Origin of the sequence: Mycobacterium sp. 141 (assembly GCF_000382405.1) — a bacterium.
In the GTDB taxonomy this organism is placed as follows: domain Bacteria; phylum Actinomycetota; class Actinomycetes; order Mycobacteriales; family Mycobacteriaceae; genus Mycobacterium.
On the sequence record NZ_KB908279.1, the window covers coordinates 38,416 to 61,400 of the forward strand.

A 22,985-nucleotide genomic window follows, 5' to 3' on the forward strand; every position below is an offset into this window, starting at 1 on the left:
GGGCTCGATCGCCGTGATCAGACACCGATCGCACCGCCGTCGCGCCACACCGCCACCACGGCCGGCCGAGCCGGCGCCGAACCGCCGTCGGGCCAGTGCGAGAGCGGTTTGTCCAGGCTGTAGTCGTCACCTTCACCCGGATGCTGGACGCAGACGGTCACCAGGTTCTCGGTGACCACCGGCCCGCAGGTTTCTGCACCCACCGGCACGGTCAAAAACTGTTTGGTCTCACCGCGATTCGGCCCTTCGAGGGCAACCGCAAACAGTCCGTCGTTGGATTTGAGGGCATTGCCGTCGGTGGATATCCACAGGTTGCCGTGTTCGTCGAAAGCCAGGTTGTCCGGGCAGGAGATGGGACTGACCTTGGCCTTGTCGAACCCGGCGTAGTACGTGTCGGCGGCATTCGGGTCACCGCACACCAGCAGCAGATCCCAGGTGAACGCTGTCCCGGCATGGTCGTCGGTGATTTCCAGGATCTGGCCGTTCTTGTTCTCGTTGCGCGGGTTGGCCGCGTCGGCGGGTGTCTTGCCTGCGGTGCCGCGCTTGTCGTTGTTGGTCAGTGCGACGTAGACCTTGCCCGTGTGCGGATTGGCCTCGAAGTCTTCGGGCCGGTCCATCTTGGTGGCGCCGGCCTTGTCGGCGGCGAACCGGGTGAACACGGCGACCTCTTGCGCGGTCATGCCGGCAACGAGCGATTCACCGGTTCCGTTTGGCCCAGACGTCAGCAAGGGGAGCCAGGTTCCTGAGCCGGTGAATGAACCCGCAGCCGGCAGCTTTCCGGAGCCGTCGATCTCGTCGGCCGGGATGTCGCTGGTGAGCTTGGCGACGTACAGCGTGCCCTCGTCCAGGAGGGTCATGTTGTGTGCGACGGCGGCGGAGTCTCCGCTTTCCCAGCCCGGCTGAATCTTTTTGGCGGATACGAACTTATACATGTAATCGAAGCGTTCGTCGTCACCGGTGTAGGCGACCACAGTGCCGTCTGCGGTGACGTAGATGTTGGCCGATTCGTGCTTGAGACGGCCGAGTGCGGAATGCTTCACCGGTGTCGAGGCCGGGTCCCAGGGATTGATTTCGACGACGTAGCCGAACCGGTTCACTTCGTTGGGCGTCTTGGTCAGATCGAAGCGCGGATCGAAAGTCTCCCAATGCAGTTCCGACGGTTCGGCGGTGATGCCGTAACGCTTGAAGCGGTCGGCGTCCACCGGGCCTGGTGTCGGGCTGCCCGCGGCCGCACCAAACCGACTGTTGAAATTCTCCTCACCGGAAAGCACTGTGCCCCAGGGTGTTACACCGCCGGAGCAGTTGTCGAAAGTGCCTGCCACCGTGCGGCCGGTGGGATCGGCTGGAGTCTTGACGAAGTCGGTTCCCGCAGCCGGTCCGGTCAGGGTGAACGGGGTGTCGGCGGTGACGCGCCGGCTGTACTGCCCGGGCACGGGCCGCAGCGCGCCGTCGCGGGTGCGCTCGACCTCGATCACGGTGAGACCGACCGCGGCGATCTCAATGTCGAACTGCTCGCGGGTGGGGGCCGCGGCGTCGTATCCGGGGAACATGAATTGCGGGGTCACATATTCGTGGTTGGTCACCAAGAGAAAGTTGCCGTCCCGGGCGGGGACCGGCAGCAGGGCTGCGAAGTCGTTGTTGAATCCGAACTGCTGGCGTTGCGCGGCGCCGGACTGTTTGTGCACGTCGAACGCGGGCGCGCCGGGCAGCACGGGGTCGCCCCAGGCGATCACCACTTGCTGTCGGTAACCGTCCGGGATCACGACTGCGTCACTGGTGTTCGGGGCGACGGACGCGAAGCGCATACCGGTGGGTGTCTGGTCGGGTGTGGTCGGTGCCGGCGGCTGCGAGGTCGGTGCCTCGTCTCGTCCGCAGGCCGCCAGCGCCGACCCGGTACCGACGGCCAATACCGTTACACCGGCGGCCCGCAGCAGCGATCGGCGTGACATCCGCTTGACGATGTCGCCGAAGTACTCGTTGTCACTGGTGTTCGGCACCGGCTTCGAGCAGGCGTCACCGCAGCGATAGCGGCACGTGATGTGTTGCCGCGACGAAGTTCCACGGTGGGAGACAAAGAGATTCAACGGTATGAGCGCCATGGCGCGCAGATCCTTCCGCTCGACACCGGCGGAGGGCTGGGCCACCGGTCACGGCGAAACTACGGCAGCTTGGCAATCGGCTGTGATCCAGCTGGTGAACTGCTGATGACACGTTCGGCCACAAGAGAATACCGGGAGTCTCTATACGCCAAGACTGCGCCGAGATCGGGATTGCATATCCTCAGGCGATCTCAACGCAGTCTCAGGGATGAAAACTAGCCCTCGATGAAGGTCTCCAGCTGCGTGCGGGCGATGTCGTCCGGCAGTTGCTTGGGCGGGCTCTTCATCAGGTACGCCGAGGCCGGGATGATCGGACCACCGATGCCGCGATCCTTGGCGATCTTGGCGGCCCGCACGGCGTCGATGATGACGCCGGCCGAGTTCGGCGAATCCCACACCTCAAGCTTGTATTCCAGGTTCAGTGGCACGTCACCGAAAGCGCGGCCTTCCAGCCGCACGTAGGCCCACTTGCGGTCGTCGAGCCAGCCCACGTGATCGGACGGGCCGATGTGCACGTCCTTGGTCTTGAACTCGCGCTGCAGGTTGCTGGTGACGGCCTGGGTCTTGGAGATCTTCTTGGACTCCAGGCGCTCACGCTCGAGCATGTTCAGGAAGTCCATATTGCCGCCGACGTTGAGCTGCATGGTGCGGTCGAGCTGTACGCCGCGATCCTCGAACAGCTTGGCCATCACGCGGTGGGTGATGGTGGCGCCGACCTGGCTCTTGATGTCGTCGCCGACGATCGGCACCCCGGCGTCCTCGAACTTCTTGGCCCATACCGGGTCCGAGGCGATGAACACCGGCAGTGCGTTGACGAATGCCACCCCGGCATCGATGGCGCACTGGGCGTAGAACTTGTCGGCCTCTTCGGAACCCACCGGTAGGTAGGACACCAGCACGTCGACCTTGGCCTCCCGCAGGACCTTGACGACGTCGACCGGGTCGGCGTCGGAGACCTCGATGGTGTCGGCGTAGTACTTGCCGATGCCGTCGAGGGTCGGGCCGCGTTGCACGATGACGTCGCTCGGGGGCACATCGGCGATCTTGATGGTGTTGTTCTCGGAGGCGAAGATCGCCTCGGACAGGTCGAAGCCGACCTTCTTGGCGTCCACGTCGAACGCGGCGACGAACTTCACGTCACGGACGTGATACGGGCCGAACTTCACGTGCATCAGCCCGGGCACGGTGGTGTTCTCGTCGGCGTTCTGGTAGTACTGCACGCCCTGTACCAGGGACGACGCGCAGTTACCCACGCCGACAATGGCGACCCGGATCTCTCCTGCGTGCTCAGACATGGACGGTCTCCTTACTCAATTCGGTACTGCTCGGCAGTGGCCTGGTTCCGGGCCGGCTGCACTCAAGTGTTCTCTGGGCGGCCTTGGCCCAGCCGTTCAGCCGCGATCAATTCGTTGAGCCATTTCACTTCGCGTTCGCTCGACTCCAGCCCCAACTGGTGGAGCTGACGGGTGTAGCGGTCGAACGAATTACTGGCCCGCGCCACGGCTTCGCGCAGACCTTCCCGGCGTTCCTCTACCTGGCGGCGGCGCCCCTCCAGAATTCGCATCCTGGCCTCGGCCGGGGTGCGGTTGAAGAAGGCGAGGTGTACCCCGAAACCGTCGTCGGAGAAGTTCTGTGGGCCGGTATCGGCCACCAGCTCCGTGAACCGCTGTTTGCCGGCATCGGTGAGCTGGTAAACCCGGCGCGCACGGCGCACCTTGGTCGACCCGAGCGGCGCTGCATCCTCGACGATCAGCCCATCGGCCTGCATGCGCCGCAGTGCCGGGTAGAGCGAACCGTACGAGAACGCCCGGAAGGCGCCAAGTAGACCCGTCAAGCGTTTACGCAGCTCGTAGCCGTGCATGGGTGATTCGAGCAGAAGACCCAGGATGGCGAGCTCCAGCACCGAATTCACCCCCTCGACAGGACATGTGTGGATCGCTACGGCGGATCAACACCTCGTGTCACTGTATCGCGCCGATATATTGCTTGCCAACTGAACTTCAACACGCACGCTTCGCCACTGCCGGCTTTGTCACCTCCGGCTTCGTCACGCCAGAGTGGCTGCCGACGTCGAGCGTCACGCCAGAGTGACGCACGGGAGCGAACCAGCCGGCCGGATCATCGGCGGCCGATCACTGCTTGGGGTAGACCTCTTTGGGAGTGCCGTCGGGCGCGAGAACCATGTAGCCGCCGCCGAAATCACCGCTGACACGGATGGTGATGTTCACCGCATCCGGCGTCGCGGGATCCTCTGACGGGGAGATCTCCAACCACGTGTACTTGACGTCGGCCCGAGGGACGTTGAGTGATTCCGGTGCGCCGCGCAGCATGCCGATGATCGCGTCGAAATTGAATTTCGCCAGGTCGACGAGGCGGTCCCCGTCACTCAGCGCGCTCGGCGATGATGATCTCGGGTCGCCCCAGCCGCCGCGGTAGTCGTACTCGATCTTGCGACGGTTGTCGTTGGGGTCGGCGCGGTACAGCTCCGCCCAGTCCTCCCGGATCTCCAGCTCGTAGCCGGTGGTGTCGCCGAACTTCTTACGCATCTGCTCGAAGAGCCCGTTGAACCCGCCGAGGGACAGCAGCTGCCGTGGCGAGGTGAGCACCGTGGCGGGGATGCCGTCGGACTTGGCGCCCGGGTCCGTGGTGAAGCTCAGCGGTGACGTGGTGTTGCCGTAGAGACCCCAGCCGATCCCGATGCCGAACAGCACCAGCACCACGGCCATCGCCAACCGCAGACCCCAGCCGGCGTGGATGGGGCCCGGCACTTTTCGCACCCGCGATTGGGTCAGGGTCGGCAGTCGGACCGGTGCGTTGGAGTTCTGCAGGTCCTCCACGAGCGTGGCGAGTTGGCCCAAGGTGGTGGCGTTGGTGGCGGCGCTCACGCGTTGACGGTGCTCCTCCATCGACAGCTGACCTTCCTCCAACGCGCTGTCGAGCACTTTGCAGGTGTCGTCGCGGTCGCTGTCCTTGGCCCGTGTCATGGCGCTTTGCGGAGACTGCTGTCTTGTTGCCACGCCGATGATCGTAGGAGTTCCAGACACGGTCACGCCTCGGCGGCGTGAGGGCCGACGTACTCTGGTCAACGTGCGATTGCAGAGACAGGTGGTGGATTACGCGCTGCGGCGGCGGTCCCTGCTGGCTGAGGTCTACTCGGGCCGCACCGGCGTCTCCGAGGTCTGCGACGCCAATCCGTACCTGTTGCGCGCGGCGAAGTTCCACGGAAAACCCAGTTCGGTGATGTGTCCGATCTGCCGCAAGGAACAACTGACGCTGGTGTCATGGGTGTTCGGGGATCATTTGGGCCCGGTGTCGGGGTCCGCGCGCACGGCAGAGGAGCTGGTCTTGTTGGCGACCCGCTACGACGAGTTCGCAGTACACGTGGTGGAGGTATGCCGGACCTGCAGTTGGAACCATTTGGTCAAGTCGTATGTGCTCGGCGCGCCCCGTCCTCCGGAGGCGCGCAGGCCACGACGAACCCCGGCGCCGCGCAAATCCGCGCGTACAGCCAGTGAATAGCGAAGGGCGCCAGCACCGGTCAGCCGACGACGTCCAGGACGCGGCTGGTCGCCTCGGTGCGCGTCCGCCCCTGGGCGCCAATCGGTCGCATTCCGCGGTTCCGCCGGACGACCGGCTGACCACAGTGCTGCCGCCGGTCCGCGAGGGCAGCCCGGCCCCCATTGATGTCGTCAAGGCCGCGCTGGACGGCACCCCGCCGGCCAAGCCACCGCCTCCGCCTCCGACCGGCGGCGGTGGTCCGTCCGGACCGTCCGAGCCCCCGCCAGGACCGCAGCAACCCCGCAAGCAGTTCCGGATCAACTGGAAGTGGGTGCGACGCGGGTCAGCCGCCGTGGTGGCCGTGCTGGTGCTGCTGCCACTGGTGACGTTCGGCATGGCCTACTTGATCGTCGACGTTCCACAGCCGGGTGACATCCGCACCAATCAGGTGTCGACCATCCTGGCCAGCGACGGCTCAGAGATCGCCAAGATTGTGCCGCCGGAGGGCAACCGGGTGGACGTCAACATCGACCAGATCCCGGTACACGTCCGCGACGCGGTGATGGCTGCCGAAGACCGTGACTTCTACACCAATCCGGGCTTCTCGTTCACCGGCTTCATGCGGGCCATCAAGAACAACCTGTTCGGCGGTGAACTGCAGGGCGGCTCGACCATCACACAGCAGTACGTGAAGAACGCGCTGGTCGGCGACGAGCGCTCCGGGATCGGCGGCCTGGTCCGTAAGGCCAAGGAGCTGGTCATCTCGACGAAGATGTCCAACGAATGGTCCAAAGACGCCGTGATGCAGGCGTATCTGAACATGATCTATTTCGGTCGCGGCGCCTACGGCATCTCCGCGGCGGCCAAGGCCTACTTCAACAAGCCCGTCGAGCAACTCGACGTGGCCGAGGGCGCTCTGCTGGCGGCACTGATCCAGCGTCCGTCCACCCTGGACCCCGCGGTCGATCCCGAGGGCGCCGCGGAGCGCTGGAACTGGGTGCTCGACGGCATGGTCGACATCGGGGCGCTGTCGGCCGGTGATCGGGCCAAGCAGGTGTTTCCGCCGACGGTGTCGCGTGACCAGGCCAGCGAACAGAATCAGACCACCGGTCCCAACGGTCTGATCGAACGGCAGGTCATGAAGGAACTGATGGGCCTGTTCGACGTCAGCGAGCAGACGCTGAACACCGAGGGCCTGCAGATCACCACCACGATCGATCCGCAGGCGCAGGAGGCCGCCGAGAAGGCCGTCACCAAGTACATGGACGGCCAGGATTCGGACATGCGGGCCGCGGTGGTGTCGGTCGACCCGCACGACGGGGCGATCAAGGCGTACTACGGCGGATCGGACGCCAACGGCTTCGACTTCGCCCAGGCGGGGTTGCCGACCGGGTCGTCGTTCAAGGTGTTCGCCCTCGTCGCCGCGTTGCAGCAGGGCATCGGTCTGGGCTACCAGGTGGACAGCTCGCCGGTGACGGTCAACGGTATCCAGATCACCAACGTGGAGGGTGAGGGCTGCGGGGTCTGTTCGATCGCCGAGGCGCTCAAGCGGTCGCTCAACACGAGCTACTACCGGTTGATGCTGAAGCTCAAGAATGGACCGGAAGACGTCGCCAAGGCCGCGCATGACGCCGGTGTCGCCGAGAGCTTCCCCGGGGTCGAGCACACGCTGTCCGAGGACGGCAAGGGCGGCCCACCGAACAATGGTGTGGTGCTGGGGCAGTACCAGTCCCGGGTGCTCGACATGGCTTCGGCGTACGCCACGCTGGCCGCGTCGGGCGTCTACCACAAGCCGCACTTCGTGCAGAAGGTCGTGAACTCCGCGGGCCAGGTGCTGTTCGACGCCTCGCAGCAGGACAACGGGGAACAGCGCATCGACAAAGCCGTGGCCGATAACGTGACCTCGGCGATGCAGCCGATCGCCGGATGGTCGCGTGGGCACAACCTGGCCGGTGGCCGGCTCTCGGCAGCCAAGACCGGCACCGTCCAGCTCGGCGACACCGGCGCCAACCGCGATGCGTGGATGGTCGGTTACACGCCCTCGCTGTCGACCGCGGTGTGGGTTGGCACCACGGAGGGTGTCAAACCGCTGGTGAATCAGTGGGGTTCACCGGTCTACGGGTCCGGCCTGCCGTCGGACATTTGGAAGTCGACGATGGACGGCGCCCTGGAGGGCACCGACAACGAGTCCTTCCCGAAGCCGACGGAGATCGGTGGCTATGCCGGTGTGCCGCCGCCGCCCGCGCCGCCCGCGCCGTCGGTTCCGGTGGTGCTGCCGGGCCAACCCGTGCCAGGCACCCCGCCGTCGGAGACCGTCATCCAGCCGACCATCGAAGTGGCGCCGGGTATCACGATCCCGGTCGGCCCCCCGACGACCGTGCCGGTGGCACCGGTGCAGCCGGCTGAACCGGTTGCACCGGATGGTCCCGGCGCGCCCATGCCGCCTCCGTGACGGAACGGGAATTGGTTTCACCGGCTCCGCTCGCAGAGGACACCCGCGAGGCGGACGATCGCGACCTGCCCAGCCGCAACGACGTCCTGAGTCGGGCGCTGTCGCATCCGATCGGCGGCCCGGTCGGCCGGCATGCGGTGATCGGGCGGGCGCGGTTCATGACGCCGCTGCGCGTCATGTTCATCATCGCGGTGGTGTTCCTGGCCCTGGGCTACTCGACCAAGGCCGCCTGCCTGCAGACCACCGGATCGGGCACTGCCGGCCAACGCGTCGCCAACTGGGAGAACAACCGGGCCTACTACGAGCTGTGCTATTCCGACACGGTCCCGCTCTACACCGCAGAGTTGTTGAACCTCGGCAAGTTCCCGTACAAGTCGAGCTGGCAGGAGAACGACGCGACGGGTAAACAGCGCCTGCAGTACGACGGCAAGCCCGCTGTGCGCTACATGGAGTATCCGGTGCTCACCGGCATCTACCAGTACGTGTCGATGGCACTGGCGAAGACTTATACCGCCGCCACGACAGTGATTGCGCTCCCGATCATCGCCGAGGTGGTGATGTTCTTCAACATCTCTGCGTTCGGGCTGGCGCTGGCCTGGCTCACCACCGTGTGGGCGACGGCACGGTTGGCGGCCCGGCGCATCTGGGATGCCGCACTGGTGGCTGGTTCGCCGATCCTGATTTTCCAGATATTCACCAACTTCGACGCGTTGGCGACTGCCGCGGCGGCCGGCGCGATGCTGGCCTGGGCGCGCCGCAAACCCGGGCTCGCCGGGTTGTTGATCGGCCTCGGCGTCGCGGCCAAGCTCTATCCGCTGCTGTTGCTGCTGCCGGTGGCGATGCTGGCGGTGCGCACCGGGCGGGGCCGGGAGGTCGGCAGGACGGTGCTGGCGGCGGTGTCCACCTGGCTGGTGGTGAACCTGCCGATCATGGTGATGTTCCCGCGCGGGTGGTCGGAGTTCTTCCGGCTCAACACCCGCCGCGGCGACGACATGGATTCGCTCTACAACGTGGTGAAGTCGTTCACCGGGTGGCGCGGGTTCGACCCGAATCTCGGCTTCTGGCAACCGCCGACGGTGACCAACGTCGTCACCGCGGTGTTGTTCGCGGCCTGCCTCATCGTCATCGGCTACATCGCACTGACCGCGCCGCAGCGACCCCGGGTGGCGCAGCTGGCGTTCTTGGTGGTGACGGCATTTCTGCTGACCAGCAAGGTATGGAGCCCGCAGTTCTCCCTGTGGTTGGTGCCGCTGGCGGTGTTGGCCCTGCCGCATCGCCGAATCCTCTTGGCCTGGATGACTATTGACGCGCTGGTATGGGTGCCGCGGATGCTCTACCTGTACGGCGAGGCCAACCGGGGACTGCCCGAGCAGTGGTTCACCACGACGGTGCTGCTGCGCGATATCGCCGTTATCACCTTGTGCGCGTTGGTGATTCGTCAAATCTACCGGCCTGAGCTGGATCTGGTGCGGCACGGTGGCCGCATCGATGATCCGGCGGGCGGAGTGTTCGACGGGGCACCCGACAATCCGCCGCGGTGGCTGCCGGACTGGCTGCGCCCCGACCGCGACCGGGTACGCGTGGAGGCCGCGCCCGATCCTCGTCCCATCGCGATTTCATAGCGCAGGGCGGTTTCGGGTAGCCTAGGTCGGTTGCCGACGCAGGCGACCCTCCTGCCACGGAATCCGCCGTGGCCGAAACGACCATAGGAGGTGATGAGGTTCTAATGCGTCCATACGAAATCATGGTCATTCTCGACCCCACACTTGACGAGCGCACCGTAGCTCCGTCGCTGGAAACGTTCCTGAACGTTATCCGCAAGGACGGCGGTTCTGTCGACAAGGTCGACATCTGGGGCCGTCGCCGGCTCGCGTACGAGATCGCCAAGCATGCCGAGGGCATCTACGCCGTCGTCGACGTCAAGGCCGAACCGGCCACCGTGTCCGAGCTCGACCGTCAGCTCAACCTGAACGAGTCGGTGCTGCGCACCAAGGTGATGCGGACCGACAAGCACTAAAGGCTGTCAGTCGTCGGCGTCGCTACGTAGGCTTCGCGCAAACGGACATGCCTATCCCAGGAGGATCTCGTGGCTGGTGACACCACCATCACCGTTATCGGAAACCTGACTGCCGACCCGGAACTGCGTTTTACGCCGTCCGGCGCGGCCGTCGCCAACTTCACCGTTGCGTCGACACCGCGCACGTTCGACCGTCAGACCAATGAGTGGAAAGACGGCGAGGCGCTGTTCCTGCGCTGCAACATCTGGCGCGAGGCGGCCGAGAACGTGGCCGAGAGCCTCACCCGCGGTTCGCGGGTGATCGTTCAGGGCCGGCTCAAGCAACGCTCCTTCGAAACTCGAGAGGGCGAGAAGCGCACCGTCGTGGAGCTCGAGGTCGACGAGATCGGTCCGTCCCTGCGCTACGCCACGGCCAAGGTCAACAAGGCCAGCCGCAGTGGCGGGGGTGGCGGCGGGTTCGGCAGTAGCGGCGGGGGAGGCTCCCGCCAGTCCGAGCCGAAAGACGATCCGTGGGGCAGCGCGCCCGCGTCGGGCTCCTTCAGCGGGGCCGACGACGAACCGCCCTTCTGATCAACATCGAAAATTTTTGCAAGGAAGAGATAACCAATGGCCAAGTCGAATACCAAGCGGCGGCCGGCACCGGAGAAGCCGGTCAAAACCCGCAAGTGCGTGTTCTGCTCCAAGAAGGGGCAGAACATCGACTACAAGGACACTGCGCTGCTGCGCACCTACATCAGCGAGCGCGGCAAGATTCGTGCCCGCCGGGTGACCGGCAACTGTGTCCAGCACCAGCGCGACATCGCCGTCGCCGTGAAGAACGCCCGCGAGGTGGCTCTGCTGCCGTTCAGCTCGTCGACGCGGTAGAGGGGAACATCATGAAGCTGATTCTCACCGCCGAGGTGGAGCACCTGGGTGTCGCCGGCGACGCCGTCGAGGTCAAGGACGGCTACGGCCGCAACTACCTGCTGCCGCGCGGGCTGGCCATCGTGGCCTCCCGGGGCGCCGAGCGCCAGGCCGAGGAGATCCGTCGGGCCCGCGAGACCAAGGTCGTGCGGGGTCTGGAGCACGCCAACGAGCTCAAGACCGCGCTGGAGGGTCTGGGCGAGGTGCCGCTGCCCGTCCACGCGGCTGCCGACACCGGCAAGCTGTTCGGCTCGGTCACTGCGACCGACGTGGTCGCAGTGATCAAGAAGGCCGGTGGCCCGAACCTGGACAAGCGCACCGTCCAGCTGCCCAAGGCACACATCAAGTCCGTCGGCACCCACCCGGTGACCATTCGCCTGCACACCGGTGTCGAAGCCAAGGTGTCGCTGAACGTCATCGCGGAGTAAGTGGCCGAGTTCTAGCGGCAGCGTCAAAACGCCCGGGTCGGGTCCGTGATCGGATCCCACCCGGGCGTTGCTGTGTCCGCGGCGAACATTGCCGGCAAGATGCCGTGTGCAGCGAACCCACCCGAGCGTTAACCTGACCGGCCCTTGTGCGCAACACAACACGCCCGAGTTGGCAACCCGCCACGACACGCCGTGGTAATTCCCATCCACAGTTTTTCACGTGCTGGTTAGTGATCTGAACTGGGCGTATGGCAACTGACTCGGCAGTAATCCACAGGTTCTCCCCAACGACTCAACACCACTACCCACAGATATCCCCATGCCATCCACAACTTCATCAACAGGCCGGGTATCGGGGGTCGCCAGCAACGTCTACCGTAAGCTGCCGCGAGGCGTTCGAAGGGTTTGGTTGTCGGACCTCGGTTTTACAGTTGCAGTGCCGTTTCGAATAGACGTTCGAGCTTGTTGTAGGGCAGGTCTCGAAAAGGGGGTGGAAGTCTGTGGCTGTCGTCGACGACCTGGGGCATCCGGACGGACCTCCGAATATGGACGGCGCGCCACCGAGCGAGGATTTCGGCCGTCAGCCACCGCAGGACATGGCCGCCGAGCAGTCGGTGCTGGGCGGGATGCTGCTCTCCAAGGACGCGATCGCCGACGTACTGGAGCGGCTGCGACCCGGTGACTTCTACCGCCCGGCGCACCAGAACATCTACGACGCGATCCTTGACCTCTACGGCCGTGGGGAGCCCGCTGACGCGGTCACTGTCGCGGCCGAGCTGGACCGGCGCGGTCTGCTGCGCCGTATCGGCGGAGCGCCCTATCTGCACACCCTGATTTCCACGGTGCCGACTGCCGCCAATGCCGGTTTCTACGCCGGCATCGTCGCGGAGAAGGCGCTCTTGCGCCGGCTCGTGGAGGCAGGCACCCGCGTGGTGCAGTACGGCTACGCCGGTGCCGACGGCGCCGATGTCAGCGACGTGGTGGACCGCGCACAGGCCGAGATCTACGACGTCACCGAGCGGCGCGCGTCGGAAGACTTCGTGCCGCTGGAAGACCTGCTCCAGCCGACCATGGACGAGATCGACGCGATTGCGTCCCAGGGCGGAATCGCCCGCGGCGTACCCACCGGGTTCACCGAGCTCGACGAGGTCACCAACGGGCTGCACGCCGGGCAGATGATCATCATCGCGGCGCGTCCCGGTGTGGGGAAATCGACTCTGGGACTTGACTTCATGCGCTCCTGCTCGATCAAGCACCAGATGGCCAGCGTCATCTTCTCACTGGAAATGAGCAAGTCCGAGATCGTCATGCGCCTGCTCTCGGCGGAGGCGAAGATCAAGCTGGGCGATATGCGTTCAGGCCGCATGAGCGATGACGACTGGACTCGGCTGGCGCGGCGCATGAGTGAGATCAGCGAAGCGCCTTTGTATATCGATGATTCGCCCAACCTGACGATGATGGAGATCCGCGCCAAGGGACGACGGTTGGCGCAGAAGGCCGATCTGCGGCTCGTGGTGGTCGACTACATGCAGCTGATGAGCTCCGGCAAGAAGTATGAGTCGCGCCAGCAGGAAGTGTCGGACTTCTCCCGAAGCCTCAAGCTGATGGCCAAGGAGCTCGACGTGCCCGTGGTCGCGATCAGCCAGCTCAATCGCGGGCCTGAGCAACGCACCGACAAGCGGCCGCAGGTGTCCGACCTTCGTGAGTCCGGCTGCCTGACCGCGAACACACGAATCCTGCGGGCCGACAACGGCGCTGAGGTCACTTTCGGCGAGTTGATGGCGACCGGCGAGCGGCCGTTGGTGTGGTCCCTCGACGAGCACAAGCGCATGGTGGCCCGGCCGATGACCAACGTGTTCTACAGCGGGCACAAAGAGGTGTTCAAGCTCCGGCTGGCGTCCGGACGTGAAGTTGAGGCGACCGCCAATCATCCGTTCCTCACGATCGACGGCTGGATTCCGTTAGGAGAGCTGAACATCGGGGACCCTCTCGCGACGCCGCGGCGGGTGCCCGAGCCGGTACAGATCGAACGTATGCATGACTCTGAGGTAGTGATGCTCGCGCACATGATCGGCGACGGCTCATGCGTGAAACGTCAGCCGATCCGCTACACCAGCATCGACGAGGCCAATCTGGCAGCGGTAGAGATCTCCGCCGCCCACTTCGGCGTCACACCGATTCGTGACGAGTATCCGGCAGCGCGCGTCACGACGATGCGGCTGCCCGCGCCGTACCGCTTGACCCATGGCAAGCGCAATCCCATCACCGCGTGGCTAGACAAGCTGGGCCTCTTTGGCAGACGGAGCTACGAGAAGTTCGTTCCCAAAGAGGTTTTCGCGCTGCCGAATGATCAGGTGGCGTTGTTCCTGAAGCACTTGTGGGCGACTGACGGTTCGGTGCGGTGGGACTCGAAGGTCGGCCAGGGACGCGTCTACTACGCCACTACCAGCCGGCAACTGGCCGATGACGTGACACAACTGTTGCTGCGGGTCGGTGTCTACGCGTGGATCAAGTGTGCCAAGAAGCCGGGCTACCGCGACTGCTGGCATGTGCTCATCTATGGCGGGGAGAACCAGAAGCGGTTCATAGCGCACGTCGGTGTGCACGGTGCCCGCGGAGATAAAGCGCGCGAGGTTCTGGCACATCTCGAAGGCGCCGCGCCAAACACAAACCGCGACACCGTACCGAAAGGGGTTTGGGGGCAGGTGAAGTCGGCGTTGGTGCGTCAGGGGACGACGCACCGGCAGTTCGCTGCCGCGATGGGCACACAGTTCTGCGGCTCGGCGCTGTGGAAGCATGCGCCGAGCCGATCACGGCTGCACCGGGCTGCGGCAGTGCTCGACGATTCCGACCTGCATGCCTTGGCCACCAACGACGTGTTCTGGGACGAGATCGTCGCGATCACCAGCATCGGTTACTGCGATGTCTATGACGGAACGGTTCCTGGCACAAGCAATTTCGTTGCCCAGGGCATCACGGCCCATAATTCCTTGGAACAAGATGCCGACATGGTGATGCTTTTGCATCGGCCAGATGCATTTGATCGAGACGATCCGCGCGGCGGAGAAGCCGACATTATTCTTGGCAAGCACCGCAACGGCCCGACCGCGACGATAACTGTTGCGCACCAACTGCATTTGTCGCGGTTCACGAATATGGCGCGATAAGGCGACGATGTTGTAGGTTCTCAAGTTTGACTGCACTTTCTCACGATTGACTGCACGACCGCTGCACTTGTGCAATTAACGTGAGACACGCCGCACGCGGTTGCGGAGCGGGAGCCCGTCGAGGTGGGATCGTCGAGGGGTGTCCGGCATTCGACGGACCGCCGAAGCGACGGTTTCCGTTCGAAACAAAGAGACCCTGGCCGAGTTATCCACCGACTGGGGCCTCGCGACCCTTGATCTGCTCAGCACCGCCGCACCGTGGCGCACCTTTAGGTGGTACCGCGGACAAAAGCACTATTCGGGCACGTATTGGTCGGCGACGGAGTGTGCCCATGTCATCTACGAATCTCGCCTGGAGTTGGCGCGGTTGCTCTACGCCGACTTCGACTTCGCGGTGGCGCCGAATCGTTCCGCAGCCGTTTCTCCTAAAAGCGACGGTGGAAGGACGCGAACGCCGGCATGTCCCGGATTTTCTGCTCGTCGATGCGGATGGGCCGGTCATCGTCGATGTGAAACCTGCTGCGCGGCTGGATGATCCCAAAGTTCGCTTCAGCCTGGGATGGTCGCGCAAGCTCGTGGAGAGTCGTGGCTGGCGCTACGAAGTGTGGAGTGAGCCGCCGGCGGTGGAACTCTGAGGTTCCCCCCGAAAAGTGGACAGGGGTTATGCGGCCTGGCCGGCCGTGGTCAGTAATTGTTCGTACGCGATGGGGCTGAGCATTCCAATCGCTGAGTGGCGTCTTCGATTGTTATAGAAGTGCATCCAATTGTCAATGGCTGCAACGAGTTCCGCCATAGTGGCGAAGGTGTGACGGTAGTAGTACTCGTGTTTGAACGTCGACCACAGCGATTCGGCGCCACTGTTATCCCAGCAGATCCCCGTGGCGCCCATGGAGCGGCGTAGGCCGGCATCAGCGCAGGCCCGGGCCATCGCGTGAGCCGTGAACTGCGTGCCGCGATCGGAATGCATGATCGTGCCGGCCACGTCGCCGCCCCGCACCGCGACCGCCCGGGCCAACGCGTCGGTGACCAGCTCAGTGAGCATGTGATCGGCCACCGACCAACCGAGCACCCGCTTGGAGTGCTCGTCACGGATCGCGCACAGGTACATGTCGCCCTCACCGCACGTGAGGTAGGTGATGTCCGAACTCCACACCGCGTCGGGTCGCCCCTGGTCGAATCGGCGCTCGACCAGATCGTCGGGAAACGATGCAGCGGGATCGACAACGGTGGTTTTGACCTTGAACGTACGTGGGCTGATCCCGGCGAGCCCGATCTCGGCCATGATCTTGGCGACGGTCTTCTCCGAGACCTGCTCACCGGCAGCCCGCAGATCCGCGGTGATCCGTGGCGAACCGTAGGTGCCGCCCGAGTCGCGGTGATGGTCGGTGATCTTCACGATCAGGTCAGCCTTCCGTTGTTCCCGATCGGTCAATTCCGTTGTTGCCGAACGCCTCACACATTTGTAGTAGCCGGAGGTCGATACCCCCAGCAGGCGTGCCATTCGGGTGGTCTCGGTGGTCGCGCACTCTGCGGCCATCAACTCGAACCGGTCTACTTCGGTCCGTTGGCGGCAAAGTACGCGGAGGCTTTTTTCAGAAACGCGATGTCTTTCTCCTGCTCGGCGACCTGCTTACGCAACCGCGCCAACTCGGTGCGCTCGGCCGCAGTCAGTGGCACGTCGTCGCGGGCTGCTGCAGCCCCTATGCGGCGGCGTTCGTCGGCGACCCACCGCCCGAGCAGACCCTCGTTGAGGCCCAGTTCACGTGCGACCTCGGCGATCGTGCGACCGGAATCGATCACCCGATGAGCGGCCTCGACCTTGTACTCAGTCGTGAACGACCGGCGGGTTCGGGACATAGTGACATCCTTCCAGCGGGATCCTCGATCCCGCTATCTCGATGTCCACCACTCGGGGGAGGCTCACGGGCGCACCTTCGCCTCTCGCCACGGCTCACCCATACTCGTAACGCTAACCGGGCCATGTCCCGCGCTGCGCTCCAAAGCGCCAGGTCGCGATTTGCCTCTTTCCTGTCATCTACCTCATAGGGTATGTCGCCAAACATCCCGGGGCAGTGGTCACGAAGTGTTTCCTACCTTAGGAAATGAAGCGTCTCGTGAGACGGACAAGAGTGCCCTCGCCGTGAGACAGAACATCAAAGCCCAGGTCAGCGACATCCGTGAATGCAGCCGAACTTGAGAAGTCACAGATGTTGTAGGGTCCCAGATCCTGTCTCATTTTCCCAATTGGAGTTGCCGCCGAAATGTCGCTTGCGACACCAATGTGGGAAGGGTCTTGTTCGGTTAGGGCAGGAGGGCCGGCGATCGATTGCATGATGTGGTGGTTGCGGAGAGCGCATCGCCTGCAGTTCTAGATGTGAGTTCGGGCCGACTGCCGTTGCCACCGGGGCGCAACCGCAAGTCGCGACGCTGCTGCGTCCTACCGGGACGCGTTGATGGGGCCGCGTCGTCCTGGTATCCGGTGCAATCTCTGAGCCGGGTGACCCGGCGACGGGCGCCCTTGTCCCCCGATCGGGGGATACCGGATTCCACCGGTTCAACCACCTATCGCCGGACAGACGCGGCCAGCGCGATGCGAGAGAGTTGTGTCAACGCCGACACAACCGGCAGCAGAACCGAAACGCCCACCCCCGCAGGAGAACGCAGATGACCATTACCCGCTACATCGCAATGTCCGCCGTCTCCGCAGGCATCCTCGGCGGCGCAGCACTCGGGCTGGCGGGCATGGCCAACGCAGGCACGTACTCCTACCAACCGACGCCCAGGCCTGGAATCGTCGCCACGCCCAACACCATCGCCCGGCCACCCGTCGTCGTGCTACCCGGCCATCGGTGGCACACGGACCGCTCGTTCTCCATCGACGTCCCTGCCGGCGAATAGCCAGAAGCCCGCGGGCGCTTCGCCCTCGAAAAGATCAGTCAAATGCAGGACACACCACGAGACCGCGCAAGCGGCCGAAAAGGACAACCCGTGAGCACCACACACAGCCACCAGACCTCTGAGGACCGGGTCGAGGACACCGCCACCGGATTCCCCGCCCCGTCCAGCCAAACCATCGCACCCGAAGCAAACGTGCTGGATCACCTCGACGCGGTGCCGGCCGGAGCCGCCGTGCTGGTCGTCAAACGCGGCCCAACCCCCGGGCTACGGTTCCTGTTGCATCAGCCGATCACCACCGTCGGGCGTCATCCCCGCAGCGACATCTATCTCGACGACATCACCGTCGGCCGCCTGCACGCCGAATTCCGGTGCACCAGCGGTGAATTCCAGATCGTGGACACCAACAGCCTCAACGGCACTTACCTCAACTGTCAACCGGTGGACACCGCGACACTGACCCACGCCGATGAAATTCAGCTCGGCAACTTCCACTTGCTGTTCTTCACCAGCAGCGCAGCCAGCTGACCGAGCAGCAAGCGGGCTATCCCTCGAAAGCACTGTACGGATTTGGTTCCACCTGCTCTTTCGATGAACTTGCAGTAAGAAGTGGCAAGAATCTCGATGGTTCGTGCGTTCAGAGCTTTCCGTGGTCGACTATCGCATTGACCACACGCACGGCCTGGTCGTTGAGTCGTTCCCCGGTGACCCGCACATCGATGACGACGTCGCCGCGGGCTCGCATCGCGTGCACCGTGCCCCAGCCCCTGTACGACTGCGATTGGCAGTCCGTGACCTCGTCGGCACCAACGGCGCGCGGCACGTCGATGGTGAACGTCCGCGGCGGTCGGCCCGCGGACGTGATGGTCAGCACCTCGTCGGAACAGCGCTGCCAGGTACCCACAATGGACGCGACGAAGTCACGGGCGTATGCGGCGGTGTCGAACGCCACCACCGCCTCGTCGACCTCGGCGCTGCCCTGATCGTTGGTGAACAGTGTCCCGCGCATCTTGCCGCTGCGGGTTCCCTGGTACACCGACGCCATCGCGTTTGCGCTGACCGCCAGGCAGTCTGCGGGCGAGTAGGAGTACCCGGCAGGCCATTGTTCGAACGCGAGGTAGGTGTGGGTGGCTTTTAGCGGTGGCGGACCCATGATCGCGTTGACGATGGACCCGTCGACGAGCATGTCATCGAGCCGAGAAACGACCGCGGCGTCAGGTACGGGTGTGGGTGCGCAAGCGCCCAGCAGCAGCGCGACCCCGAGCAACGCGACACCCATCCGCACACGCATGCATCAACTGTCGCAGATTCAGCGGGTGCACCTTGGCTGACCTGTGCGATTTGGCCATGTCTGGGGAGGTTTCCGGTCAGACATCTGCATCCGGGTGTCGGCGGGCAGGGTCTCTGCCCGTAGCGGCCCAGCGGCCTGGCCGAGGCATTTGTTCTCGCTCAGCGCAGGAGTGCAACGCCCACCCCCACTGGTCGAGCCGCGGCAGCGATCATGGCCACGCTGGTCGAACTCGAACTCGAACTCGGTCGTGCTCGGCAGATGCCGACCACCAAAACCACCAAAGCTCAGCCCCGAGCGCCAACAGCAGTTGCGTCGCCTTGCTGCGACCGGGGGACCAGTCGGAGAGCTTGCCGTGGCATTTGAGATTGGACGTGCAACTGCATACCGATACCTGTCCCAAGAGTCCCGCCAGCTCGTCGTCAGCAGAGTTCCGATAGTGAGTCACGAAGTTGCATCAATCGAATTTGTGCGGCCGGCGTTGCCCGTTCCTAGACCCATTCGTCCTATTAGACAATGGATTTCGTGGCGCAGGACATAGGGAACGCGAGCACTCACTGACTTAGCACCCAGCTGGCGCCGTGCCGCTGGAGTGGTGCCGGGTGCGGCGATCATGTCACTGGATGGATAGACGGTGAGAGATGCAGGGATGAGCAGACAACGTCGACCTGTCAGTATCGGGGGGTGACGACACCGTGCGATAAGGGTGTGCCGCGGGCCAGTGATCGGATCTCGTGGTCGGTGATGATCCCACTGCTTGTGGGGATCCTCGCCCAGAGCCTCGCGGTGAGCATGATCAACACCGCCCTGCCGAAACTCGCCCGCGACCTTGGGATCGCCCCGGCGGACCAGTCGTGGGTCGTCAACATCTACCCGCTCGCCGTGGCAGCTGCGATCGTGCCTGCCGCGCGGTGGGGCGACCGCTCCGGTCGCCGCCGCGCCCTGGTCGCGGGCATGACTGTGTTCGCGCTGCTCAGCGCGGTGGCCCCGTTGCTGTCCGTCCCCGGGCTGCTCGCGGCGCGACTCGGCCTCGGCGTCGCCGGCGCGCTCATCCTGGCGAACGTGGTGTCCACGATCGGCGCTGTATTCATCGGCCACGCCCGGACGATGGCGAACGGCCTGTGGGTCGCCGTGTTCGGTGCGGCCAATACCATCGGCCCGCTCGTCGGCGGCTACCTCACCGATCACTGGGGCTGGCAGTGGGTCTTTTGGATCTGCGTACCGATCGCGGCGATCGGAGCGCTCCTCACCCGGGCTGCGGTGCCGAACACGCGGGCTCCGGTGCCGCCGGCGTGGCATCCGGGGTGGGTGGTGGTTGCGGCGCTCGGGCTCGCCGTCACGGTATTCGGCGTGCAGCGCCTGCCGTTCGCACCGGCTTTCGGCGCCGTCGTCGGGCTGGCCGGCGCGGGCGTCCTGACTGTGTTCTTGCGGGCCCAGCGGCGGCTGCGGGACCCACTGTTGCGGGTGGACCTGTTCGGAGACTGGGGCTTCTCGGCGGCGGTGGCAACGATCATCGTCTCGGCCGGGATCACCCTCGGGGCGATCTATCTGACCAGCCTGCACCTGCAGAACGATCGGGGATGGTCGGCGGCCGCGACCGGCCTCGTGCTGCTCTGGCAGGCGATCGCCACCATGGTCGGCGGCATCGTGGCGCCCATGCTGGCCCGGATCGACCGGCGCGGCCTGGTCCTGCCGGCGGCGCTGATGCTGCAGGCGGCCGGGCTGGCCTGGGCGGCAACGGATCCGGCGGCGATCGGCCCGGCCCTGCTGCTGATCGGCGCGGGCTTCGGGGTGATCGGCACCCTCGGCACCACGGCGCTGTTCGTGGCGGCTCCCGCCGACGCGGTGTCCCAGGTGGGGGTGGTGCAGGAGGTGGCCTTCGCGCTGGGCTCCGGGCTCGGCGTCGCGGTGCTGGCGGCGCTCGCGGCACCGTCGGGCTACTCTGGTTCGCTGGTCGCCGCCGCCGTTGGGGTGACGGTGACGGCCGCGGCGGTCGCCCGGATCGGCAATCCCCTGGCTCCGACCTCGGGCACCTGACTGCTACCTCGCCCCCTTGCAGTGGAGTGCGAACGGGACATCTTGAGTGCGAGGTCAGTGGCCCCGGCAGCGATGTATGAGTGCGCGGTAGCGAGGGTTTCGGCGCTGCCGCGCCATCGGCGTCAGCTGAGTGTTCCCAGCGCCTTCGGTGGGTGCGGATTTCGACAGGCAAGCAGCGACGTGATGGCCTCGAGCGCCGCCATCGCAACCACGGATCACCTCGAAACGAAAAAGGAGTAGTCAACTACTCGTGCGTCATCTCTCACCCGGGACGGACGATTACTGTGACTGCGACGGCCGGGGCTGACTACCAAGTCCGCCAAGTCCGTGTTGGCGGAGCCGTGACGATGCCTATTGGTGGCATGCAATAAACCGTCTACGGCGAATCCCCGACCGTGGCGTCTGCCATCGACATCACAGACAGCGGGGTGCAGTCGGATGAACGATATCTACGTCATCGAGAGCTGGTTCGGCGAGCGACGGAACGTGCGCAACGTCTGTGCTGCCGACGAGGACGACGCGTGTCAAACCCATGAGTTGCATTATCCCGGTGAACACATCGTGAGCGTGCGGACAACCAGCCCGAAGTAGCCGCATACACGCGGGCGGCCCTCCTCCTCGGCTGGTGGAACTTAGCCGAGGTTTCGTGCAGGCGTTCCTGGTTGTACCAGGCGACCCGTTCGGCGGTCGAGAGTTGGACGCCGTCGATACAGCGCCCGGGTTTGCCGCGGGTGATCAGCTCGGTCTTCCCGGCGGCGTTGACCGCCTCGGCGAGGTCGTAGCTATCGCCGCCAGAACCCACCAATGGTGCGATCCCGAGTTCTGCGAGCAACCATCTCTGACAACCCGCCCAACGATGGCTGCCAATTTGGTTGGACGGCGCCAAGGTCACCATCACCGACGGGTTCCACTGGATACGATTTTTCCGGTTCGTAAGACAATCATCCGAAGGGGTCAAACGTGTTACGAGCAGTGGCCGCCGCGGTTCTAGTGGCAGCAACCGTCGGATTCCCGGCTGCGGAAGTGATTGCGGCGCAGTCTGTGTACGCCGAACAGCTGCGCTCGACAGCTGGCGCACCCTCGCCACCATCAGGTTGCTATCCGCAAACCAACAAGGGCCACTGCTACGAGCCCGGCTGGCGCTGGGAACCGGCCTCCTGAACATTTGCTTTTCAGAAAAGTGCAGCGCTATCGCGCGGTAGCCCCTGTGCTTTTCGGTAAAAGGGTTGCGGTGCTGGTGAAGAACAGCAGGCAAAAGTTGCCGATCTGAATTTCGTCGCCATTGGTCAGTAACGCGCAATACACCGGTTGACGGTTGAGGTAGGTGCCGTTGAGGCTGTTGGTATCTACGATCTGGAATTCTCCATCGGTGCAGCGGAATTCGGCGTGCAGGCGGCTGACGGTGATGTCGTCGAGATAGATGTCGCTGCGGGGATGACGCCCGGCGGTGGTGATGGGCTGATGCAATAGGTACTGCAGTCCGATGGCGGGGCCGCGTTTGACGACCAGCATGGCAGCGCCGGGCGGCAATGTGTCGAGGCGATCCAGAGCGGCTGCCACGGGTGCGATAGTTTCACCGCACGGGGCGAGCAATTCGGTGGTGTCCTCGACCCGGAACTCGGCGGTCTGGTGGTTGTCTGTGGTGCTCACTGGTTGTCCTCTTCGTCCGCATGCGCGGTCTAATTGACTAGAGTGCGTCTATTCCAACGTACAGCGCGACGATGGTTCGTTTGCGTTGGTGCCCTCGGTTTTTGAGCCTGCAACGACTGGCACGTAGCGTCTGCCCTGGACGGATCCGTCGACATAGATCGACCATGGGCAGAAGCTGCATTCGCTTCTGTCGAGCTCATCAAGAGCAGGGGCGGCGATGGTAATGATCGGGGCCCCGCACGCCGGGCACCGCATCATTTAGCAATACCACTCTCGGTCGGCAGGCACAACAAGGAAACCGTCACCTCGGCCGGCGTGGGTTCGGACGCCGCCCAGGTGCGCGGAGGTTCTTTTCGCATCTTGTGGTGTGGTGTGCGACGTAGTCTGGGTTTCCGTTGTTTGGGTTGGTGGTGTGGATGGAAGGTGTTGGCAGGGTGAAGGTGACGGTGTTGGGGGCGAGTGGTCTTATCGGGAGTCTGTTGGTTGATCTTTTGGTTCGGGAAGGCGAGGAGGTGGTGGGGGCGTCGCGGCGCTCGGGGGTGGATGTGTGT

Annotated in this window: 21 protein-coding genes and 2 pseudogenes; 15 read left to right on the top strand and 8 right to left on the bottom strand. The window is 64.6% G+C overall.

Annotation, left to right across the window (positions count from 1 at the left end; genetic code table 11):
- Window positions 1-17 precede the first annotated feature (17 nt).
- From H276_RS0121670 to H276_RS0121685, 4 genes are all read right to left on the bottom strand, one after another.
- Window positions 18-2,099, bottom strand: a complete 2,082-nt coding sequence (locus H276_RS0121670; protein ID WP_026357286.1) for a PhoX family phosphatase — start codon at window positions 2,097-2,099, stop codon at window positions 18-20.
- A gap of 215 nt (window positions 2,100-2,314) precedes the next feature.
- Complete coding sequence (locus tag H276_RS0121675; RefSeq protein WP_019973384.1) at window positions 2,315-3,394, bottom strand: inositol-3-phosphate synthase; 1,080 nt, start codon at window positions 3,392-3,394, stop codon at window positions 2,315-2,317.
- A gap of 62 nt (window positions 3,395-3,456) precedes the next feature.
- A complete protein-coding gene (locus H276_RS0121680) occupies window positions 3,457-4,002 on the bottom strand; it encodes a PadR family transcriptional regulator (RefSeq protein ID WP_026357287.1) in 546 nt (181 codons plus the stop codon).
- A 229-nt stretch (window positions 4,003-4,231) separates the two neighbouring features.
- Window positions 4,232-5,083, bottom strand: coding sequence for a DUF1707 domain-containing protein (locus tag H276_RS0121685; RefSeq protein WP_019973386.1), 852 nt, complete (start codon window positions 5,081-5,083; stop codon window positions 4,232-4,234).
- A gap of 103 nt (window positions 5,084-5,186) precedes the next feature.
- Here H276_RS0121685 and H276_RS0121690 point away from each other — a divergent pair, with 103 nt between their 5' ends.
- The 9 genes from H276_RS0121690 (at window position 5,187) to H276_RS25730 (ending at window position 15,199) form a co-directional block, all read left to right on the top strand.
- Window positions 5,187-5,618: a DUF5318 family protein gene (locus H276_RS0121690; RefSeq protein WP_026357289.1), complete on the top strand. Its 432-nt coding sequence runs from the start codon at window positions 5,187-5,189 to the stop codon at window positions 5,616-5,618.
- Window positions 5,611-8,049, top strand: a complete 2,439-nt coding sequence (locus H276_RS0121695) for a transglycosylase domain-containing protein (RefSeq protein ID WP_019973388.1) — start codon at window positions 5,611-5,613, stop codon at window positions 8,047-8,049. Before H276_RS0121690 ends, H276_RS0121695 begins: the two co-directional genes overlap by 8 nt.
- Window positions 8,046-9,671: a glycosyltransferase family 87 protein gene (locus tag H276_RS0121700; protein ID WP_019973389.1), complete on the top strand. Its 1,626-nt coding sequence runs from the start codon at window positions 8,046-8,048 to the stop codon at window positions 9,669-9,671. Before H276_RS0121695 ends, H276_RS0121700 begins: the two co-directional genes overlap by 4 nt.
- A 104-nt stretch (window positions 9,672-9,775) precedes the next feature.
- Window positions 9,776-10,066, top strand: a complete 291-nt coding sequence (gene rpsF / locus H276_RS0121705) for a 30S ribosomal protein S6 (RefSeq protein ID WP_018603055.1) — start codon at window positions 9,776-9,778, stop codon at window positions 10,064-10,066.
- 69 nt (window positions 10,067-10,135) lie between these two features.
- Window positions 10,136-10,636: a single-stranded DNA-binding protein gene (locus H276_RS0121710; protein WP_019973390.1), complete on the top strand. Its 501-nt coding sequence runs from the start codon at window positions 10,136-10,138 to the stop codon at window positions 10,634-10,636.
- 36 nt (window positions 10,637-10,672) lie between these two features.
- Window positions 10,673-10,930: a 30S ribosomal protein S18 gene (rpsR, locus tag H276_RS0121715; RefSeq protein WP_018603057.1), complete on the top strand. Its 258-nt coding sequence runs from the start codon at window positions 10,673-10,675 to the stop codon at window positions 10,928-10,930.
- Window positions 10,931-10,941: 11 nt separating this feature from the next.
- Window positions 10,942-11,397 (top strand): 50S ribosomal protein L9, encoded by a 456-nt coding sequence (gene rplI, locus H276_RS0121720; protein ID WP_019973391.1) that lies wholly within the window; start codon window positions 10,942-10,944, stop codon window positions 11,395-11,397.
- Window positions 11,398-11,897: 500 nt separating this feature from the next.
- Complete coding sequence (locus H276_RS0121725) at window positions 11,898-14,564, top strand: replicative DNA helicase (RefSeq protein ID WP_026357291.1); 2,667 nt, start codon at window positions 11,898-11,900, stop codon at window positions 14,562-14,564.
- A gap of 437 nt (window positions 14,565-15,001) precedes the next feature.
- Window positions 15,002-15,199: a TnsA endonuclease N-terminal domain-containing protein gene (locus H276_RS25730; RefSeq protein ID WP_019973393.1), complete on the top strand. Its 198-nt coding sequence runs from the start codon at window positions 15,002-15,004 to the stop codon at window positions 15,197-15,199.
- Between the two features lie 26 nt (window positions 15,200-15,225).
- On the opposite strand, the pseudogene H276_RS0121735 reads toward H276_RS25730, so the two are convergent.
- Together H276_RS0121735 and H276_RS0121740 are read right to left on the bottom strand one after the other, a co-directional pair.
- Window positions 15,226-16,107 (bottom strand): annotated as a pseudogene (locus H276_RS0121735) (IS3 family transposase); the annotation flags it as partial.
- Between the two features lie 8 nt (window positions 16,108-16,115).
- Window positions 16,116-16,421 carry a transposase gene (locus H276_RS0121740; protein ID WP_019973395.1) on the bottom strand — a complete coding sequence of 102 codons (306 nt, stop codon included), beginning with the start codon at window positions 16,419-16,421 and terminating at the stop codon, window positions 16,116-16,118.
- Window positions 16,422-17,228: 807 nt separating this feature from the next.
- Between H276_RS0121740 and H276_RS0121745 the strand changes: the two genes are divergently transcribed.
- Both H276_RS0121745 and H276_RS0121750 read left to right on the top strand, forming a co-directional pair.
- Window positions 17,229-17,462, top strand: coding sequence for a hypothetical protein (locus tag H276_RS0121745; RefSeq protein WP_019973396.1), 234 nt, complete (start codon window positions 17,229-17,231; stop codon window positions 17,460-17,462).
- Between the two features lie 90 nt (window positions 17,463-17,552).
- Window positions 17,553-17,987: an FHA domain-containing protein gene (locus tag H276_RS0121750; protein ID WP_019973397.1), complete on the top strand. Its 435-nt coding sequence runs from the start codon at window positions 17,553-17,555 to the stop codon at window positions 17,985-17,987.
- A 109-nt stretch (window positions 17,988-18,096) separates the two neighbouring features.
- Here H276_RS0121750 and H276_RS0121755 read toward each other — a convergent pair whose 3' ends face one another.
- Window positions 18,097-18,750 carry a sensor domain-containing protein gene (locus H276_RS0121755; protein ID WP_019973398.1) on the bottom strand — a complete coding sequence of 218 codons (654 nt, stop codon included), beginning with the start codon at window positions 18,748-18,750 and terminating at the stop codon, window positions 18,097-18,099.
- Window positions 18,751-18,924: 174 nt separating this feature from the next.
- On the opposite strand from H276_RS0121755, the pseudogene H276_RS25455 reads away from it, so the two are divergent.
- The 3 genes and pseudogenes from H276_RS25455 to H276_RS25070 all read left to right on the top strand — a co-directional run.
- A pseudogene (locus H276_RS25455) lies at window positions 18,925-19,150 on the top strand (helix-turn-helix domain-containing protein); the annotation flags it as partial.
- A gap of 281 nt (window positions 19,151-19,431) precedes the next feature.
- Window positions 19,432-20,784: an MFS transporter gene (locus H276_RS0121760; protein WP_019973399.1), complete on the top strand. Its 1,353-nt coding sequence runs from the start codon at window positions 19,432-19,434 to the stop codon at window positions 20,782-20,784.
- A 438-nt stretch (window positions 20,785-21,222) separates the two neighbouring features.
- Window positions 21,223-21,375 carry a hypothetical protein gene (locus tag H276_RS25070; RefSeq protein ID WP_019973400.1) on the top strand — a complete coding sequence of 51 codons (153 nt, stop codon included), beginning with the start codon at window positions 21,223-21,225 and terminating at the stop codon, window positions 21,373-21,375.
- A gap of 597 nt (window positions 21,376-21,972) precedes the next feature.
- On the opposite strand, the gene H276_RS0121770 is transcribed toward H276_RS25070, so the two are convergent.
- Complete coding sequence (locus H276_RS0121770; protein ID WP_019973401.1) at window positions 21,973-22,434, bottom strand: FHA domain-containing protein; 462 nt, start codon at window positions 22,432-22,434, stop codon at window positions 21,973-21,975.
- Between the two features lie 416 nt (window positions 22,435-22,850).
- On the opposite strand from H276_RS0121770, the gene H276_RS24905 reads away from it, so the two are divergent.
- Window positions 22,851-22,985, top strand: a 135-nt coding sequence (locus H276_RS24905) for an NAD-dependent epimerase/dehydratase family protein (protein WP_155943072.1), incomplete at its 3' end; no start/stop codon positions are given.

What these genes read in the sequence shown, in the direction of transcription:
- H276_RS0121670 (WP_026357286.1), bottom strand. Translation starts at nt 2,099, where the DNA reads ATGGCGCTCATACCGTTGAATCTCTTTGTCTCCCACCGTGGAACTTCG.
- H276_RS25070 (WP_019973400.1), top strand. Translation starts at nt 21,223, where the DNA reads ATGAACGATATCTACGTCATCGAGAGCTGGTTCGGCGAGCGACGGAAC.
- rplI (WP_019973391.1), top strand. Translation starts at nt 10,942, where the DNA reads ATGAAGCTGATTCTCACCGCCGAGGTGGAGCACCTGGGTGTCGCCGGC.
- H276_RS0121755 (WP_019973398.1), bottom strand. Translation starts at nt 18,750, where the DNA reads ATGCGTGTGCGGATGGGTGTCGCGTTGCTCGGGGTCGCGCTGCTGCTG.
- rpsF (WP_018603055.1), top strand. Translation starts at nt 9,776, where the DNA reads ATGCGTCCATACGAAATCATGGTCATTCTCGACCCCACACTTGACGAG.
- rpsR (WP_018603057.1), top strand. Translation starts at nt 10,673, where the DNA reads ATGGCCAAGTCGAATACCAAGCGGCGGCCGGCACCGGAGAAGCCGGTC.
- H276_RS0121675 (WP_019973384.1), bottom strand. Translation starts at nt 3,394, where the DNA reads ATGTCTGAGCACGCAGGAGAGATCCGGGTCGCCATTGTCGGCGTGGGT.
- H276_RS0121745 (WP_019973396.1), top strand. Translation starts at nt 17,229, where the DNA reads ATGACCATTACCCGCTACATCGCAATGTCCGCCGTCTCCGCAGGCATC.
- H276_RS0121685 (WP_019973386.1), bottom strand. Translation starts at nt 5,083, where the DNA reads ATGACACGGGCCAAGGACAGCGACCGCGACGACACCTGCAAAGTGCTC.
- H276_RS0121740 (WP_019973395.1), bottom strand. Translation starts at nt 16,421, where the DNA reads ATGTCCCGAACCCGCCGGTCGTTCACGACTGAGTACAAGGTCGAGGCC.